Raw genomic sequence first — 16090 nt, 5'->3', positions numbered from 1 at the left:
TCCTTTCGAAGTGCCAACTGGAAGGATCCAGATCATGCAATTACGAGACCACTCTTGGGTATTGACAGGTGATCGAAGGGAGAGTTGGCTGCGGACTGCTCTCGTGGCGCTACCCGAACGTGAGGATCCATGCCTGTGATCTCCTTCGCCCCGGACACCGGGGTCTGGCTGCTCTCCACTCCGCGCACCTCGTACGCGCTGCGGATCGACGCGTCGGGAGCGCCCTGTCATCTCGCGTGGGGACCGCGGCTGACGCTTGAGGAGGCAGGCGAACTGGCCCTTCCTCCGGCGCCCGCGGCCAGCAGTTTCGAGGGACGGCCGCCCGTCGGCGAGGAGTTGCCCGTCGACGGCGGAGCCCGGTTCGGCCCGCCGTCGCTCCAGGTGCGGTTCGCCGACGGCACACGTGCCTTCGAGTGGCTGCCGACCGGGCACCGTACCGAAGAGCCGGCCTCCGGATCGGCCTCGGGATCGGCCGAACTGGCCCTGGAGTTCAGGGATCGGCACTATCCCCTGGAGGTCACGCTCCACTACCGCGTCCATGACGACAGCGATGTGATCGAACGCTGGACCGTGCTGCGCAACACCGGCGACGGCCCGGTGGCGCTGCCACGCGCCGACTCCGCCGCCTGGAGCCTTCCGGCCAGAGAGGACTACTGGCTGAGCCATGTCACGGGCCAGTGGTCCGCCGAGACCCAACTACGTAGGGAGCGGCTGCCGTTCGGCGAGACCGTGCTCACCAGCAGACGCGGAATCACCAGCCATCACGCCAATCCCTGGGTGATGGTGGACGCCGGTGACGCGACCGAGGAGCGCGGACAGGTGTGGAGCGCTGCCCTGGCCTGGAGCGGCAGTTGGCGTATCACCGTACAGCGCACGCCCGACGGACGGTCCGGGTTCACCGGCGGCGCGGGCCAGGACGGTACGGTCCTGCCGCTCGGCCCCGGCGAGGAGTTCACCACTCCGGTGCACGCCGGTCTCTACACCGAAGGTGGCTTCGGTGCGACGAGCCGGGCCTGGCACGCGTACACCCTGGCCCATGTGCTGCCGTATCCCGAAGAGATCCGGCCGGTGCTCTACAACTCGTGGGAGGCGACCGGATTCGATGTCGACGAGGCCGGTCAGCGGGCGCTCGCGGCCCGTGCGGCGGCCCTCGGCGTGGAGCTGTACGTCATGGACGACGGCTGGTTCGGCGCGCGGCGCAGCGAGCGGGCCGGGCTCGGCGACTGGACTCCGTCCGCCGACCGCTTCCCCGCCGGGCTCACGCCTCTGGTGAAGGAGGTGCACCGGCTCGGGATGCGGTTCGGGCTGTGGGTGGAGCCCGAGATGGTCAATCCGGACAGCGATCTCTACCGTGCGCATCCGGAGTGGGTACTGCACTTCCCGCACCGCGACCGTACCGAGCTGCGCAGTCAGCTCGTTCTCAACTTCGCCCGCCGCGATGTCGCGGACTGGGCGTACGGCTGGCTCACCGAGCTGGTCGGCGCCCATGACATCGACTTCCTGAAGTGGGACATGAACCGCGCCTTCAGTGAGGCGGGCTGGCCGGATCAGGCGGACGGCGCCGACCATGTGGGGACCGCATATGTGCGTAACCTCTATGGAGTGCTCGACCGCCTGCGCGCCGACCATCCCGGGCTGCGGATCGAGTCGTGCAGCGGTGGCGGCGGCCGGGTGGATCTGGGCATTCTCTCCCGGACCGACCAGGCGTGGACCTCGGACAACACGGACGCCGCGGACCGTGTGCTGATCCAGCACGGTTACGGGCAGCTCTATCCGGCGCGGACCATGGCGGCGTGGGTGACCGATGTGCCGAACCAGCTCACCGGCCGCTCGGTGCCTCTGCGCTTCCGCTTCCATGTGGCGATGGCCGGAGTGCTGGGCGTCGGCGGTGATCTCAACCGCTGGTCGGACGGTGAGCTGGCGGAGGGCTCGGAGCTGGTGGCGCAGTACAAACGCGTACGCCATCTCGTACAGCACGGCACACTGCACCGGCCGCGCGGTCCCGTGGACGACGGACCGGCCGCGGTGCAGTACACCGCACGGGACGCGGGCGAGGCACTGCTGCTGGTCTGGCGGCGCGCTCCCCGCCATGGCGCGCCGAGTGTCCCGCTCCGGCTGGCCGGTCTGGATCCCGACGCACGCTACCGCGACGCCCGTACCGGTGCCGTCCACTCCGCGGCGGTCCTGACCGGCTACGGCTACGAGCCCGATCTGCCGCCGGGCGACTGGTCGAGCACGGCGGTGCATCTGATCCGGCTGCCGTGACGGCTCCCGCGGGGGTCCGACGTGCCCGGCCGGGCACGTCGCCCTCGCGTCAGATGCGCCAGCCGCGGATGTGCTCCGCAGCCTGGTACACATTCACCTTGCCCGACTGGACGGCGCGCACCAGCTCGACGAGCGCGCCGTACGGCGGATCGATTCCCTCACCGGACGCGTGCATATACGCGGCGACGACCTGGCACGCGTACAGACTGTTGCGGTACGGCAGCGGCTCAAGCCGGACCAGTGTGTGGAAGAGGGCCGCCGCACGCCAGGCCACATCGGGTTCACTGGTGGCCGGACGCGGGATACGGGTCTTGTGCCGCGCGACGGCGGCCACCAGGGCCGAGTAGTCGGCGACGGAGACATCCTCGGGGACGGCCTGTTCCTGTACGTCCAGGAGCCAGGCCACATCGATATGGAGCACGGGCATCAGGCGGCGTCCACCTGCCGGTTCTCATGCCCGGAGGGTGGGATCTCATTGGCGAAGGCCTCGTCGAACTCGGACCTGTGCCGCTCGCCCCAGGTGACCGCGTAACGGACGAACTGGATCCGCTGCTGCTCACGCAGAGGCAGATCATGGACGTACTGCTTGAGCGACTTGCCCTCGGCTGCCGCCGCGGCGCGCACCGCCTCCAGCTCGTCCTCGGTGAAGCTGATGTTGAGAGATGGCATGGACCTACGGTACCTAACCGGTACCGTTCAGGGAAGTGCCCAGGTCACACCGGTCCGTCCGGCCGGCGGGGCGACAGGGAGATCGCGACGGCCGCGTACGGGTGAGGCGAGCAGGATGAGCCCGGCCAGCGGCACGCCCGCGGTCAGCAGCCAGATGGCCGGGCGGACGCCGAGTGTGGTGCCGAGCACTCCGCCGAGCAGCGCGCCCAGCGGCAGCGCGCCGTAACTGAGGAAGTACGAGCTGGCCGAGAGCCGGCCGAGCAGTTCGGGCGGGCAGTAGCGCTGCTGGAAGCCCGACTTGATGACATTCTCCGCGACGACCGCGGCGGAGACGCAGAAGCCGCAAAAATGACGTGCCCGCCGCCGGTGCCATCCACCGCCGGCACGGTTCACTTGTGGTGAGCCGCGCCGAACTCTCCTTGGCGCGCGGGCCGTTCACAAGGAGTGTGTGTGTCCGTCGAAGCCGCCCACCGTGCGATCGCAGCCTCAGTCTCCTCCCTGATGCCCCGGGCCCGCACCGAACTGGCCGAACTGGTCGCATTCCGCTCGGTGGCCGATCCGGCGCGGCTCCTCAGCGGCGAGTGCGAGGCCGCCGCCGAGTGGCTGGCCGGAACTCTGCGCGCCGAAGGCTTCCAGGACGTGGCGTTGCTGGACACCTCGGACGGCACCCGGTCGGTGTACGGCTCGCTGCCCGGACCGCCCGCGAGCCCGACCGTACTCCTCTACGCGCACTACGACGTCCGGCCGCCACTGGACGAATCCGCCTGGCACACACCGCCCTTCACCCTGACCGTGCGGAAGAACGGCCGGTGGTACGGGCGCGGCGCGGCGGACTGCAAGGGCGGCATCCTCATGCATCTGCTCGCGCTGCGCGCGCTACGGGCCGGTGGCGGGCTGCCGGTGAATGTCAAACTGATCGTGGAGGGCGCGCAGGAGCAGGGCACGGGCGGTCTGGAGCGGTACGCGCGGGCGCATCCGGAGCTGCTCGCCGCCGACACCGTGGTCTTCGGCGACGCCGGCAATGTACGGGCCGGGCTGCCGACCGTGACCGCCTCGCTGCGCGGGACGGTGCTGGCGCGTGTCACGGTGGAGCCCTCACGGCGCGGACCGTCGGCGGGCCCGGGCTCCGGGCCGGGACCGTCCGACACCGGCCCCGCCGCGGACACCGCGGACACACCCGACGCCACGGCCGCGCTGATCCGTACGCTCGCCTCTCTGCACGACAGCGAGGGCAACACCGTCATCGACGGCCTCGGCGGGGCCGGAAGCTGGCACGGTGTGCCGTATCCGCGCAAGCGGTTCCGTGGCGACGCCAAAGTGCTCTACGGCGTGGACCTGCCCGGTTCGGGAACCGTCGCCGACCGGCTCTGGGCCCGGCCCTCCGCGACCGTCGTCGGACTCGACTGTCCACGGGCGGGCAGTACGGACAGCGCGCGGGCGCTGGTCAGTCTCCGGACCTCGCCGGGAGCGGACTCCGGCAGGGCCGCCGAACTGCTCGTCGCCCATCTGGAGTCGCACGCGCCCTGGGGAGCGCGGGTGCGGGTGGAGATCGTCGGAGAGGAGCGGCCGTTCAACGCCGACACCACGGCACCGGCCTACCGGGCGATGGCGGAGGCCATGCGGCTGGTGTACGGGCAGGAGATGCGGGTGGCGGGCCTCGGCGGCTCGATCCCGCTCCGCGACGCCCTGGCGGATCTCTCTCCTCGGGCCGAGATCCTGCTGATCGGGCTGGGCGAGCCCGAGGCGCGGGTCCACGCGGTGAACGAGAGTCTGGACCCGCGTGAATTGGAACGGATGTCGGTCACCGAGGCGCTGTTCCTGTGGCGGCTGCGGCACCGGTCTCCGCACGGCTCCTGTCGGTCCTGAGCCATACCAGGGCCGCCGCCGTCATCGCGGTGATACCGGTGGGCAGGGCGGTGCGGACGTCCGGGGCGAACTCCGGCGAGTGGTTCGGTGGCAGAGCCACGAGCTTCTCCTCGGCCGTGCCGGGCGTCCTGGCCCAGGTCTTCGGGCCGACCGTCCCGAGCATCCAGTAGGACAGCGCGATTCCCGTCATCCCGTGCACGGACGCTCCCGCGTCCCCGTAGAGCGGAAAGTCCTCCGTGGCCATGGCCGGTGGCCAGACCGCCACGCGCTCGGGCCCGTACAGCTCCACATGGGCCCGGCGCACGGCCGCCGTGGCCGCCGGATCGGGATGTGTGACCGGCGACCGGGAGACGACCGTGATCTCCGGCTCCCGGGGACAGCCGGACGCGGCGCACTCGGCCCGGATGATCCGTTCCACCGAGCCGGTCATCCGGTCGAGCGCGCGCTCGGACAGGGCCCGCACGGTGATACCGAGGCTCGCCCGTTCAGGGACGAGATTGCCGGCGGTGCCCGAGTGGAACGATCCGACGTTCAGGGCCACTTGCTCGGTCGGCGCGGACTCCCGGGACACCGCGCCCTGGAGCCGCAGCACGGCGGCGGCGCCGGTGAGCACCGGATCGACCGCGAGGTGCGGAGTGCCCGCGTGGCCTGCACGGCCGTGGATGACGGCCTCGAAGCCGGCACTCCCCGCCAGCATCGGACCGTAACCGTGGGCGACCATTCCGCCGAGCAGTGGCGCCGTGTGCTGGGCGAGTACGGTGTCGGGCCGCCCGAAGCGCTCGTACAGCCCGTCCTCCAGCATGGCCCGCGCTCCCGCGAGCGTCTCCTCGGCCGGCTGGCCGACGACCACGACCGTGCCGTGCCAGTTCTCCCGGGCGCGGGCCAGCAGGGACGCGGCGCCCGCGACCGCGGCCAGATGCAGATCGTGTCCGCAGGCGTGGGTGACCGGGCCCTCGCTCGCGTAGGGCAGACCGGTGCGCTCCGTCATGGGCAGGGCGTCGAGTTCGGCGCGGATCATGACGCGCGGTCCGTCCCCGTTGCGCAGGACTCCGACGACGCCATGGCCGCCGATGCCCTCCGTCACCTCGTAGCCCGCCTCCCTCAGCCACTCCCCCAGCGCGGCGGCGGTCCGCCGTTCCTCGCCGGAGAGTTCGGGATGGCGGTGCAGATCCAGATAGAGGGCGACCGCCGGGCGCAGGACCTCGGTCAGCCCGTCCAGGACGGGAATGTTCTCTCCGGAGTACGCGGCAGGGCTCACCCGGTCCATGGTGCGGCACGGGCCGGGCCCGCCACGTACAGACCGCTGACACAAGTGGTCAGTGGAAGACGTGCCGTTGTGGAAGTGACGTCCGCTGGAATACAGGTGGCACAGATCGGGTCGCCGGGGAGCCCTCCGGAGACCGGGCCTACCTCTAAGGAGTCACCATGGCTGACAAGAGCACCCTCGCCTCCCTCGCCGACGAGATCATGGAGCTCGAGTCGGAGACCTTCGAGATCTCCGACTACTCGGACGCCAGCGAGGTCGTCCTCGCGGGCTCCACGAGCTGCAGCTCGACGTCGACCTGCTCCTCCACCACCAGCACCACCTCCTGCAGCGCCTGATCCCACGCGCTCAGCACAGAAGCGGGCGGCACCTGCGAGTTCTCTCGCCGGTACCGCCCGCTTCCGTATGCGGTGTGCGTGTGTGTGCGGTGTGCGACGCGCCGGGCGCCGTATGCCCATGTACGGTGCCCGGCACGGGAGTTACGGACCTTACGGGAACGGGTGCGGCACCATCCGGATCTCCGCCTCCGTCAGCTCACCGGTGCGCAGTCCGCCTCGCCGCGCGGCCGTCCGCAGCCGTGGCATCAGCGGAGCGCGCTGACGCGACCAGCCGAAGTCGATCGGCAGCAGTCCCGGGACGATCGTGGCGACGGTACGCAGTCCGATGCGGTGCTGCTCGGGCGTGGTCTGGTCGACGACGATCACATCGTGTCCGGCCCGTACGAGTTCGTCCCGGCAGTGGAGCACATCGTCCCGCAGATCGCCGGTACGCGGCCGGTCCCGCTCCTCCCACGTACGGTAGACATCGGCCGTCGCTCTGACGGCGGACGGCTCCAGATAGCTGCGGACATGTTCGGCCATCCTGGGCAGACCGTAGAGCTGGGCATGGTCCTTGAGATGCAGGACCTTCCCGAAGTCCTCGGCCATGGCGTCCAGTTCGGAGCGGCGCTCCTCGACCTGGCGCGGCAGATGCGGGATATAGGTGAGGACCTCGGACAGGGCTCCTTCCAGGGCCGCCGCCGGATCGAGGCTCGCGCCCGCGCCGAAGGAGAAGGTGCCGGGCCCGCCGTCACGTCGTACGGCCAGACCGGTGACGACCGGTACGGCGAGATCGATCCGGTTGTCGAACGCGTGGACGTCATAGCCCTGGAGAGCCGCTCGGTCGATCATCGTACGGACCGTGGGATCGCCGACCGAGTCCAGATCGATCTCGGTGAGCGGCGTATTGCCGTACCAGGCGACCAAGAAGGCGTCGCGCTCGATGAGTTCGAGCAGTCCGCCCAGCACCGCCTCCTCCAGACAGCCGCCGATCGCGCAGCCGTTGGAGCATTCGAAGACGAAGTTGTCGGAGGCGAGACCGGCGCTGTAGTGGACGAGCCGGGCCGGTACGAGCAGAGGGCGCTCGTCGCGCAGCGAGTAGCCCCAGACCCAGGGAATGGGCCGGTCGGGATCGAACGGACTGACCATCGGGTCGTCGCGATAGGTCTCGGGCGAGTAGAAGCCGCACTCGGCCGGATCGAGGGCGGGCAGGCCGTCTCCGCCAAGAGCGCTGTAGGCGGCGGTGAGCAGGGTGGTGCCGGTGCGCCGATGGGTGCCGGCGTACCGCTCCAGGCCCTCCAGGAAGGCGAGATCGCGGCTGGCGTCGAAGCCGTTGGCCTGGCCGCTCCAGGTCACATCCGTCAGCCCGGCGTATCCGCGCATGAAGACACTGCCCGCGACCGGAGCGGTGGTGGGCGAGGTGACATTGATCCAGGTGCCGGCGCCGAGCACACCGGAGACCGGATTGGCGAGCGCCGTGACCGGCATCGGATACGAGGAGGCGCGGCGCAGCCGGTACACATCGGGCGCGGGCTTGGGCCGGCTGACGAGTCCCAGCCGCGCCTCGTCCCGGCTGTCCGTGCCGCGCGGGCCGCAGTGCGGGCAGAGCGGATCGGCGAGCAGCGGATACGTCCGCACCTCAAGCGTGGTGAGATCGAGCTGTGAGACCTGCGGCAACCGGCCGTCGGCGGCTGGCCGCTCCGGCGGGAGTGCCGGGCGTGCCGGGCGCATGGAGTCCGGGAGGACGACGGCGCGGTAGAGGGCGTCCACGGCGTCGATCGCGTACGGAGTCAGGCGCGGCCAGTGGCCGGCGGCGCGGGTGCGGGCTCCGGTCTCCAGGGCGTCCCGCTCGGTACGGGTACGCAGCCGCTGCCATCGCATGGCCAGGCACTGGCCGCAGGCGGAGGCGTCGCCGTCACCGCCCCACGGGCCCACGAGCACCGTGCGCGCGGTGAGATGGACGGTGGCTCCGGGACGTACGGCGGCGAAGGGATCGCCGTCGCGGTGGCCGAGAACATCTCCGGCGCCGAGAGGCACCACCGCGGGACCGGTGGCGGGCGCGAGCCGTTCGGCGAGCGAGCGCTGGAGATGGTCCCGCGCCGACTCCAGCGGTATGCCGTCCGTCGTGGCCGCGGAGGCCGTCGTCGTGGATGCCGTCATGCCTTGTTGCTCCAGCGGAATGTCTTCAGCGCGAGCGCGCCGAAGACGACGGTGAAGACGAGCAGTCCACCGCAGCCGATCGCGATGTCGTCGAGTCCGCCACGGCCGGAGAGCGCCGCGGACACCGCGTCGTTGAGATAGCGCAGCGGCAGCACCCGGGAGACCGCCTGGAGCCAGGACGGCATCATGTCGAGCGGGAGGAACGAGCCGGAGAGGAAGGCCATCGGCACCATCAGGAAGTTGGCGATGGCGGCGACCGCCTCCGGAGTGTCCGCGTACGAGCCGATCACCACGCCGATGGTGAGGAACGCGGTGATCCCGAGTACCAGTACGGGCAGGGCCAGCGGCCAGCGGGCGTCCAGCTCCAGTCCGAACAGCGGCAGCATCGCCACCGCGACGAACACCACGGCTTGTACAGCGCCCACGGCAAGCGCGAGCACATAGCGCGAGGCCAGGACCGCGGGCAGCCGGGTGGGCGTCATCCGGATCAGCCGCAGCAGATCGTCGCGGCGCCACTGCATCAAGGTGAAGGCCACGCCGAAGACGGCGGCGTTGGCCACGCCCCAGGACATGACGCCCGGCGCGATGTAGGAGATATAGGGACGGCCGGTCTCCTCCACTTCCTGGCCTCGGAAGATCAGTCCGAAGACGACCAGGAAGAGGAGAGGGAAGGCGAAGGTGAAGAAGAGAGTGGCCTTGTCCCGGACCTGTGCCCGGAAACCGGCCCCTGTCAGTGCCGCGTACGCGCTCATCCCTGCCGCTCCGTGTTCTCGGCGCCGTTGGTGCCGTCCGTGCCGTTCACGCCGTCCGTGCTGTTGGTGTCATTGGTGCCGGTGAGTTCGAGGTAGACATCCTCCAGCGTGGCCGTACGGGTCTGGACGCCGTCCAGACCCGTGAGCGCGTCGACCGCCTGGAGCACCTTGCCGGACACGGCGGTCTCCAGGACGAGCGAACCGCCCTGCACGGAGACCCGGTCCACTCCGGGAATGGCCGCCGCGTCCTGCTCGGTCATCCGCTCGGCGGGAATCAGCAGTCTGGTCGGTGCGCCGGCCGCGGTGACGAGATGGTGCGGGGAGTCCAGGGCGACGACGGAACCGTCCACGAGGATCGCCACCCGGTCGCAGAGCGCCTCGGCCTCGTCCAGATGGTGTGTGGTGTAGACGATGGTGCGGCCCTCGCTCTTGAGCTCGCGCAGCACCTTCCACAGATCGCGGCGGGCCTGCGGATCCAGCGCCGCGGTGGGCTCGTCCAGGAAGATCAGCTCGGGCCCGTGGACCAGCGCGGAGGCGATGGCGAGCCGCTGGCGCTGGCCGCCGGAGAGGTTCTCGACCATCACATCGCGCTGTTCGGTCAGCCCGACCGAGTCGAGCGTACGGTCGGCGTCCTCGCGCCCGGCACCGTACAGGGCGGCGACGGTACGGAGGTGTTCGCGCGCCGTCTGGCGTACGAAGAAGGCGGAGGACTGCGTCTGCACACCGAGCCTCGGCAGCAGCGCCACATTCCGCGGCCAGGGCGATTGGCCGAGCACCGTGACGGTCCCGGAGTCCGCCTCGCGCAGGCCCTCCATGATCTCGACGAGGGTGGTCTTCCCCGCGCCGTTGGGTCCGAGGAGTCCGAAGAACTCCCCGCGGTTCACCTGGAGTGACACACCGTCGACGGCCTGGCGGTCGCCGTATCGCTTGCGTATCGCGTCGACGACGATCGCCGCGTCGGTGGCTGCCTCGTCCGGCACGGACGCCATGGTCCTGGCCTCGCTCATGTGGTTCTGCGCCCCTCGGGGATCGTTGGTCAGTGAACTAGATGGAAGTAGAGGCCTGTTGTCAGGGCCGCCAGCAGCAGTACGACGAGCAGGGCCGATCCCACCGCGTAGCGGAGGTAGACGGTACGGGCGCGGCGCGGATAGCGGGCCGCGGCCTCGCGGTCGCCGAGGCGCAGCCGCAGATACCGTCCGCTCTCCGGTGCGAGGTGGGAGACGCGCAGAGCGTGACCGAGCATCGTGTAGCCGTCAAGTGGCGGCAGCGGCAGCAGATTGACGAGGGCCTGGGCGCTGCCGAGCAGCAGCAGACCGGACAGTACACGGCGGGTCGGGTCCCCGGCGGGCAGCGCGGCCCACCAGGCCAGGAACGGCAGCAGGAAGAGCAGATTGGCGAAGGCCCCCGCGCCCGCCACCGCGAACTGATGCCAACGGGTCCGCAGATAGCGGTAGTTGTCCACCGTGCAGTACATGACGGCCATCGGCAGCCGCCAGCGCAGTCCGATCTCGCTGACGGTGCCTCCGTAATGCCGGGCGGCGACTCCGTGCGCGAGTTCATGGAGCGCGGTGCTGAGCCAGAGCAGGGTGAAGACCGCGATCAGCGCGACCGGCTGGTGGAACAGCCACCAGGTGTCGTCGGCCAGTTCGGGCAGCGCCGTGGCGAGCAGGACCTCCATCGCCGCCATGAGCCCGGTCAGCGGAACCAGGACCGGAGCGCGCAGCACGGGACGCAGCAGCCGGTGGAGCCGGCCGGTGGTGGCGTTCGCGTCGGCGACCAGCCGCATGGTGCCGCGCAGCGGGGTGCCGTTGAACGGTCCGCCGCTCTCCCGGTCCGCCGGGACCGCTGCCGACGGCCGAGGCGCTCCGGCCAGCAGACCACGGGTGCCGAGCAGGGCGAGGAGCTGCTTCCAGTGCGGCTCGGCGAGGCGTTTGCCGAAGGCCTCCGCGTACTCCTCCCCGATCTCCTCCAGGCTGCGGACGCCGTCGAGCCGGGAGATCAGGAAGTACTCCTTCACTCCCACCTCGAAAGCGGCGCCTCCTTCCGGGTCCTTGATCAGATGCACGGTGGCCGGACCGTGCAGCAGGGCAGGGCTGAGCAGGATGTCCGGGCGCAGCGCCGGGCGATGGGAGAGGAGTCCGGCGGAGTCCGCCGGCCGGGCCGGGTTGGCGGGTGAACCGCTCATGGGATCGCCGCCGGAGTGGGAGTGCCGGTGACGCCCTCGCGCAGGACCCGGCCCAGCACATGCGACAGATACGCCTCGTCCCGGATCGTCACATGCAGCCGGTTGTTGGTCATATGCATATACGGCGAGAGCAGCAGAGGCAACGCCACGGCGGGATCGGTGACCGACTCGTCGCGCGTACCGTCCCAGGAGCGGAACACCAGCTCGCCACGGACGGTCAACTCCTCGGCGCGGGCGCGGAGTTCAAGACAGTGCTCGGCCCAGCCGCGCAGAAAGGCGGGCAGCCGGCCCAGCTCGCCGGTACGGACGGCCTGCCGGATTCCCTCGAAGCGGCGGCCGAGGCCGGGAGCCATCTCCGCGTAGTTCTTGTCGTACTCCTTCGAGCCGATGAAACCGGTGCCGGGAAACGCCTTGTGCCAGAACTCGTAATAGCGGTCGAGATATCCGCCGAGTTCCTCGCGTTCGGGCAGGAAACAGCCGGCCATGACCATCATGAGCTGGGCCGAGGTGCCGAGCAGCACGGTCCGCAGATGCAGATTCATGGTGCGGAAGGCGTCCATGACCAGCTCGCTGGAGTGCGCGAAGTGCCATTCCGCCAGCTCGATACCGGCCGGGCCGCCGTACTTGCCGTACTCGGGCTCGTAGGGCTCGTACGAGTAGGAGTTGTTGGGCCGCAGATTCATCCTGCCGTCTGCGTCCATGAAAGCGCCGCGGTCGCCCTCCGGGAACTCGATCTCGAAGAGCGTGTTGTAGAACTCGTTCAGGAAGCCCGAGTCCACCTCGTAGAGGGCGGGCCTGGCGCGGAGGAAGGCGCCGATGGCCTCCTCGGCGCGGCGGCGCACCTCGGCGGTGGCCGTCGCGTCGGCGGGCTTGAGCCGGAGCCGGACGTGCGGTCCTTCCAGCCAGTAGTTGATGAAGAAGTGGCCGGCCAGCAGTCCGTCGGCGGTCAGTTCCGCCACCAGCGGGCGGACACAGTTCACCAGCAGAGGCTGCGGGTTGGCCGCGTAGAAGATATGGATGGCCTGCCAGTCGCCCGCGGCGGCCTGGGCCTCGGTGGTGGCGGGGGCGGGAGTCAGCTCTGACATGTCGGTGCGCCCTTTGTGCGTCGGGTCGAGGTGAAGGTCTCCACGGCCAGCTCGGCGACATGGCTGCCGCGCGCGGACCGGACATGCAGTCCGTCCTCGGAAGGGAGCATCTCCCGCAGCACGACCCGGTCGTCCGGATGCGTCGGGAGCGCTTCGAGGGCGGTGAGGGAGAGACAGCTCCGGAAGTCCACATACTGGGGCTTGGCGCCCGCGCCGCCCCGGGGCCCGGCGGAGACGGTGGCGAAGACCTGGTCGGGCAGCCGGTGCGCGCGCCGCCAGCGCTGCCAGTCGAGGAACCAGTCCTGGTCGTCGGTGCCGGGACGGCGCTGCGGCAGCGCACCGGCCGTGGTGGTCCAGCTCCGCCGGCTCAGGACGACATCGCCGTGCAGCACCCGAGGGCGCGCGGTGACACCGTCCTCGGACTGGCCCTCCGGGACACCGGCCCATACATCGAGAGGTGCCATCGAGGTCGGGGACAGCAGCAGCAGGGTGCGCGGGATCTCGGGCAGGGCGAGCGGCACCAGATAGCCGAGATAGACCGGGACGACCTCACGGCCGAGCCGGGCCGAGCGCAGCACCAGCCGGTCGGTGTCCTCGTCGTGCTCGACGGAGAGGTCGTCCAGATGGATACGGCGGTCCTCGGGGACGGTGCTCGACTCACCGGGACAGACGATCTCGTAGTCGGTGAGCGGGCTGTGCAGATTGAGATTGCTGGTGACCGCGCCACCGGTGATCTCGGCGAGCACCGCTCCGTCGGGAGTGAGGGCGGCGGCGGTGGCGCGCAGCTCCTGCGAGAAGGCGTCGTCCGCCTCGCCGGAGGTGCTCGGTGTGTCGTAGACATGGGTGAACCGGCTGAACGGGAAGGAGAGTCCGCCGTAGGAGCGGTTGAGCACGATCAGCGGTTCGCCGTTTTCGCGGGCGAGCTGGAGATGGTGCGACTGAGGTACGAAGTCGCCCGCGACCGGGGCGAGTTCGGCCGCCACCGGGGCGAGGTCCGCCTCTCCGAGCCGGATCTCGGCCGTCCGGGCCGTCTCGCCCGTCTCGGCCGCGTCGCCGCGTGCTTCCCAGGTCTCCCAGGCCTGTCGCATCCGGCCGATGAACGCCCGGCGTGCCGCGTCGATGGAGCGGATCCCGGACAGGCTCAGCCAGTTCTCCTCCGGTACATATTCTCCACGGTCGTCGAACGGCCGCCGCTTGCCCACGAAGGAGAGGTACTGGTCGAAGAAGTCCTCGTGGAAGTCATGGACGAGCCCGAGCAGATCGTCGCACCGTCCGCCGCGCCCGTACCGCGCCAGGAAGAAGCCCTTGAAGGTGACGCGCTGAGGCAGTGTCAGATCGAAGGCGGGCAGGATCCGTTCGACGGAGCGCAGCGCGCCGCCCGCCGGTCCGGTCCACGCGCCCAGACCGCAGCTGATCGCGCGGCCCGCGCTGACATCCTCGTACAGCAGCGTCTGCGGCAGGGTGGCCTCGCCCTCGCCGTCGGTCAACAGGGCCTGAGCGGCGCGCAGTCCGCCGCGCAACTCGCGCAGCAGCTCCGCCCGTTCGGCGCGGCCGGCCGAAGGGAAGCGGTCGATGGTGGAAACAGGCCCTTCGAGGGCGGCGGCGAGTTCATCGGCCCAGGGACGGTCGAGTCCGCCGAGCGCGTCACGGAAGGCACGCAGCGGATCGCCACTGTGGACATCGGTGTCCAGGCAGGGCACCCGCACCATGCCGAGCTGGAGCAGCGCCGCCACATAGGTCTCGCACATCTCGGGCTCGGCGTCGTGCTCGGTACGGAGCCACTCCACCAGATCGCGGTAGCGCAGCTCGCGGCCGGTGCCGGTCTCGGTACCGGTGCCAGCCTCTGTGTCTGTGTCTGTGTCGAAGAGGGCGAGCAGCCGGTCCAAAGTGCCGCTGCGGCGAAGGAAGAACAGCCGGTCCTTGACCGCGTCGAAGGTGACCGCGGCGGAGTCGTCGCCCGTCGTGACCCACTGGCGTACATACCGGATCCGGTCGTCGTCGCGCTCCCAGCCGGAGGCCAGCCGTACGGGCAGATCACCGCGCCGGGCCGGATCGGCGAGGATCAGTTCGGCCAGCCGTCCCAGCACGACGACATTGAGCCGCACATGGCTCGACCACTCCTCGTCCACGCGGAGGGCGGCATCGGCGCCGCCTTCCTCGAAGAGACCGGTGGCGACACCGGTGAAGGTGCTGAACGGGCTGGTCTTGCAGGCCGTCCGGTACAGATAGGACAGCACCGAACGTTCGATCTTCCGCATCCGCTTGTCGTGCGGCGCGCCGGACGCGGCCTTGGCGACATAGGCGTCGAGCTGCGCCTCCAAGGTCGGGGAGGCGAGCAGGAGCCCGCAGCGGAGCCGGTCCTCGGTGAGCAGACCGCGCAGCGCGGCGCGGGTCCGGTCGAGATCGGCGGCGAGCAGCGGTGCTCCCTCGGTACGCAGCTTCTCCAGATGCAGGCGGTCCCTGAGCCACTCCGCGGTCAGTTCGGCGGCGCGCGCGTCGAGTGCGGCGACCAGAGCCACGGCGCTCCCGGGCGCGGCCGGCAGCCGGTTGTTGAAGATCTGGCGGCGCAGTGCGAGCAGTTCACGGCGCTGGGCGCCGCCCTCACCGTCCGGGGAGACATCGGTGGTCCGTATCACCTCGTGCAGCAGATCGCTGAGTTCGGCGCCACGGGTCCGCAGCCGGTCCTCGGCCGCGAGGACATCGTCCGACCAGCGGCTGCTGTCCTCGCAGCGCAGCGCGTGCACGGACTCGACGGGAAGCCCGGCGACGCGCAGCATGAAGCGCCGGCCGGGCCGCCAGTCGGTCTCCACGGCCTCCGAAGCCACCGCGGCCGTACTCGGACGCGTACTCGTTGTCGTGCCTGTCGTCATGCTTGTCGTCGTGCTTGGTGTTGTGCCTGTTGTTGTGCTGGTACTGGTGCTGGTGCCCGGTGTCATGGCAGTTCTCCCGTCCCGGGTCAGGCGATCTCGTAGCGGAAGTCGGCGGGCCGCGCCCGCTCGTTGCCGAGCAGCATGATGAGCAGCGGATCCTCGCCCGTGCGGTCGAGGCCGAGTTCCTCGATGTAGGAGATGTTGTCGAAGCCGAGCGCGACGCCCGCGCCGAGGCCGAGGGCCGACGCCGCGGTGTAGAAGGTCTGGGCGACGGCTCCGATCGTGCCGTTGACCAGCCGGTAGCCGCGGTCGCCCACGGCGTCGAGCACGGCGCTGGTACGGACGGTGGGCACGAGCACGGCGCCCGCCTGCTCCAGGTTGTAGTTGGAGAGGAAGTAGTTGCGCTGGAGGAAGGGACCGGGCGGGCCCGGCACCACCAGACGCAGCTCATGGGCGGCGGGATCGTAGGCGTACGCACCGGGCTCGACGCCCTCGACATGGTTGATGAAGGCATACAGCGTGACGAGTCCCGGAGTGGCCGGCTGATCCCGTACGGAGCCGTCGGCCACGGCGGGCTCGGCGGACCCAGCGGGCTCGGCGGGCTCGGCGGGCCGTTCGGCGTCACAGCCGAGCGAGGCGGCGGCGCAGGCGGCGAAC

Annotated in this window: 14 protein-coding genes; 3 read left to right on the top strand and 11 right to left on the bottom strand. The window is 70.4% G+C overall.

The window, feature by feature from the left end:
- Window positions 1–129 precede the first annotated feature (129 nt).
- Entirely contained in the window at window positions 130–2265 is a 2136-nt protein-coding gene (locus tag GA0115259_RS00345) for an alpha-galactosidase (RefSeq protein ID WP_093589041.1), read from the top strand.
- Window positions 2266–2314: 49 nt separating this feature from the next.
- Here the strand turns inward: GA0115259_RS00345 and GA0115259_RS00340 are convergent, their stop codons facing one another.
- From GA0115259_RS00340 to GA0115259_RS00330, 3 genes are read right to left on the bottom strand one after another with little or no spacing between them, the layout of a single operon-like run.
- Window positions 2315–2692 (bottom strand): toxin Doc, encoded by a 378-nt coding sequence (locus GA0115259_RS00340; RefSeq protein ID WP_093589039.1) that lies wholly within the window; start codon window positions 2690–2692, stop codon window positions 2315–2317.
- Window positions 2692–2934, bottom strand: coding sequence for a hypothetical protein (locus GA0115259_RS00335; RefSeq protein ID WP_093589037.1), 243 nt, complete (start codon window positions 2932–2934; stop codon window positions 2692–2694). The genes GA0115259_RS00340 and GA0115259_RS00335 overlap by 1 nt, the downstream gene beginning before the upstream one ends.
- Before the next feature lie 27 nt (window positions 2935–2961).
- The gene (locus GA0115259_RS00330; protein ID WP_370746878.1) at window positions 2962–3327 is read right to left on the bottom strand and encodes a hypothetical protein; all 366 of its coding nucleotides are present in this window, start codon (window positions 3325–3327) and stop codon (window positions 2962–2964) included.
- A gap of 108 nt (window positions 3328–3435) precedes the next feature.
- Here GA0115259_RS00330 and GA0115259_RS00325 point away from each other — a divergent pair, with 108 nt between their 5' ends.
- Window positions 3436–4800: a M20/M25/M40 family metallo-hydrolase gene (locus GA0115259_RS00325; protein WP_093589061.1), complete on the top strand. Its 1365-nt coding sequence runs from the start codon at window positions 3436–3438 to the stop codon at window positions 4798–4800.
- Here GA0115259_RS00325 and GA0115259_RS00320 read toward each other — a convergent pair.
- On the bottom strand, window positions 4736–6067 hold the full coding sequence (locus GA0115259_RS00320) for an amidohydrolase (protein ID WP_093589035.1): 1332 nt from the start codon (window positions 6065–6067) through the stop codon (window positions 4736–4738). The genes GA0115259_RS00325 and GA0115259_RS00320 overlap by 65 nt on opposite strands.
- 158 nt (window positions 6068–6225) lie before the next feature.
- Between GA0115259_RS00320 and GA0115259_RS00315 the strand changes: the two genes are divergently transcribed.
- Entirely contained in the window at window positions 6226–6402 is a 177-nt protein-coding gene (locus GA0115259_RS00315) for a thiazolylpeptide-type bacteriocin (protein WP_046505532.1), read from the top strand.
- 150 nt (window positions 6403–6552) lie between these two features.
- On the opposite strand, the gene GA0115259_RS00310 is transcribed toward GA0115259_RS00315, so the two are convergent.
- From GA0115259_RS00310 to GA0115259_RS00280, 7 genes are all read right to left on the bottom strand, one after another.
- The gene (locus GA0115259_RS00310; protein WP_176732378.1) at window positions 6553–8541 is read right to left on the bottom strand and encodes a TOMM precursor leader peptide-binding protein; all 1989 of its coding nucleotides are present in this window, start codon (window positions 8539–8541) and stop codon (window positions 6553–6555) included.
- Window positions 8538–9293 (bottom strand): ABC transporter permease, encoded by a 756-nt coding sequence (locus GA0115259_RS00305; protein ID WP_093589033.1) that lies wholly within the window; start codon window positions 9291–9293, stop codon window positions 8538–8540. Before GA0115259_RS00305 ends, GA0115259_RS00310 begins: the two co-directional genes overlap by 4 nt.
- The gene (locus tag GA0115259_RS00300) at window positions 9290–10282 is read right to left on the bottom strand and encodes an ABC transporter ATP-binding protein (RefSeq protein WP_370746883.1); all 993 of its coding nucleotides are present in this window, start codon (window positions 10280–10282) and stop codon (window positions 9290–9292) included. The genes GA0115259_RS00305 and GA0115259_RS00300 overlap by 4 nt, the downstream gene beginning before the upstream one ends.
- A gap of 47 nt (window positions 10283–10329) precedes the next feature.
- Window positions 10330–11478: a peptidase M50 gene (locus tag GA0115259_RS00295; RefSeq protein WP_093589029.1), complete on the bottom strand. Its 1149-nt coding sequence runs from the start codon at window positions 11476–11478 to the stop codon at window positions 10330–10332.
- Window positions 11475–12563 (bottom strand): lantibiotic dehydratase C-terminal domain-containing protein, encoded by a 1089-nt coding sequence (locus GA0115259_RS00290; RefSeq protein ID WP_093589027.1) that lies wholly within the window; start codon window positions 12561–12563, stop codon window positions 11475–11477. Before GA0115259_RS00290 ends, GA0115259_RS00295 begins: the two co-directional genes overlap by 4 nt.
- Complete coding sequence (locus tag GA0115259_RS00285; RefSeq protein WP_093589057.1) at window positions 12551–15340, bottom strand: lantibiotic dehydratase; 2790 nt, start codon at window positions 15338–15340, stop codon at window positions 12551–12553. Before GA0115259_RS00285 ends, GA0115259_RS00290 begins: the two co-directional genes overlap by 13 nt.
- A 179-nt stretch (window positions 15341–15519) precedes the next feature.
- Window positions 15520–16090 (bottom strand): nitroreductase family protein (locus tag GA0115259_RS00280; RefSeq protein WP_141716404.1); only part of this gene is annotated, 571 nt, incomplete at its 5' end.

This window comes from Streptomyces sp. MnatMP-M17, assembly GCF_900091995.1.
In the GTDB taxonomy this organism is placed as follows: Bacteria; Actinomycetota; Actinomycetes; order Streptomycetales; family Streptomycetaceae; genus Streptomyces.
This window is presented reverse-complemented; position numbering and strand designations above follow the sequence as displayed.

Excerpts from the sequence above, each read along its gene's own strand:
- GA0115259_RS00300 (WP_370746883.1), bottom strand. The coding sequence starts at position 10,282 with ATGGCGTCCGTGCCGGACGAGGCAGCCACCGACGCGGCGATCGTCGTC.
- GA0115259_RS00290 (WP_093589027.1), bottom strand. The coding sequence starts at position 12,563 with ATGTCAGAGCTGACTCCCGCCCCCGCCACCACCGAGGCCCAGGCCGCC.
- GA0115259_RS00310 (WP_176732378.1), bottom strand. The coding sequence starts at position 8,541 with ATGACGGCATCCACGACGACGGCCTCCGCGGCCACGACGGACGGCATA.
- GA0115259_RS00315 (WP_046505532.1), top strand. The coding sequence starts at position 6,226 with ATGGCTGACAAGAGCACCCTCGCCTCCCTCGCCGACGAGATCATGGAG.
- GA0115259_RS00320 (WP_093589035.1), bottom strand. The coding sequence starts at position 6,067 with ATGGACCGGGTGAGCCCTGCCGCGTACTCCGGAGAGAACATTCCCGTC.
- GA0115259_RS00345 (WP_093589041.1), top strand. The coding sequence starts at position 130 with ATGCCTGTGATCTCCTTCGCCCCGGACACCGGGGTCTGGCTGCTCTCC.
- GA0115259_RS00295 (WP_093589029.1), bottom strand. The coding sequence starts at position 11,478 with ATGAGCGGTTCACCCGCCAACCCGGCCCGGCCGGCGGACTCCGCCGGA.
- GA0115259_RS00285 (WP_093589057.1), bottom strand. The coding sequence starts at position 15,340 with ATGCTGCGCGTCGCCGGGCTTCCCGTCGAGTCCGTGCACGCGCTGCGC.
- GA0115259_RS00305 (WP_093589033.1), bottom strand. The coding sequence starts at position 9,293 with ATGAGCGCGTACGCGGCACTGACAGGGGCCGGTTTCCGGGCACAGGTC.
- GA0115259_RS00335 (WP_093589037.1), bottom strand. The coding sequence starts at position 2,934 with ATGCCATCTCTCAACATCAGCTTCACCGAGGACGAGCTGGAGGCGGTG.
- GA0115259_RS00340 (WP_093589039.1), bottom strand. The coding sequence starts at position 2,692 with ATGCCCGTGCTCCATATCGATGTGGCCTGGCTCCTGGACGTACAGGAA.
- GA0115259_RS00325 (WP_093589061.1), top strand. The coding sequence starts at position 3,436 with ATGCCCCGGGCCCGCACCGAACTGGCCGAACTGGTCGCATTCCGCTCG.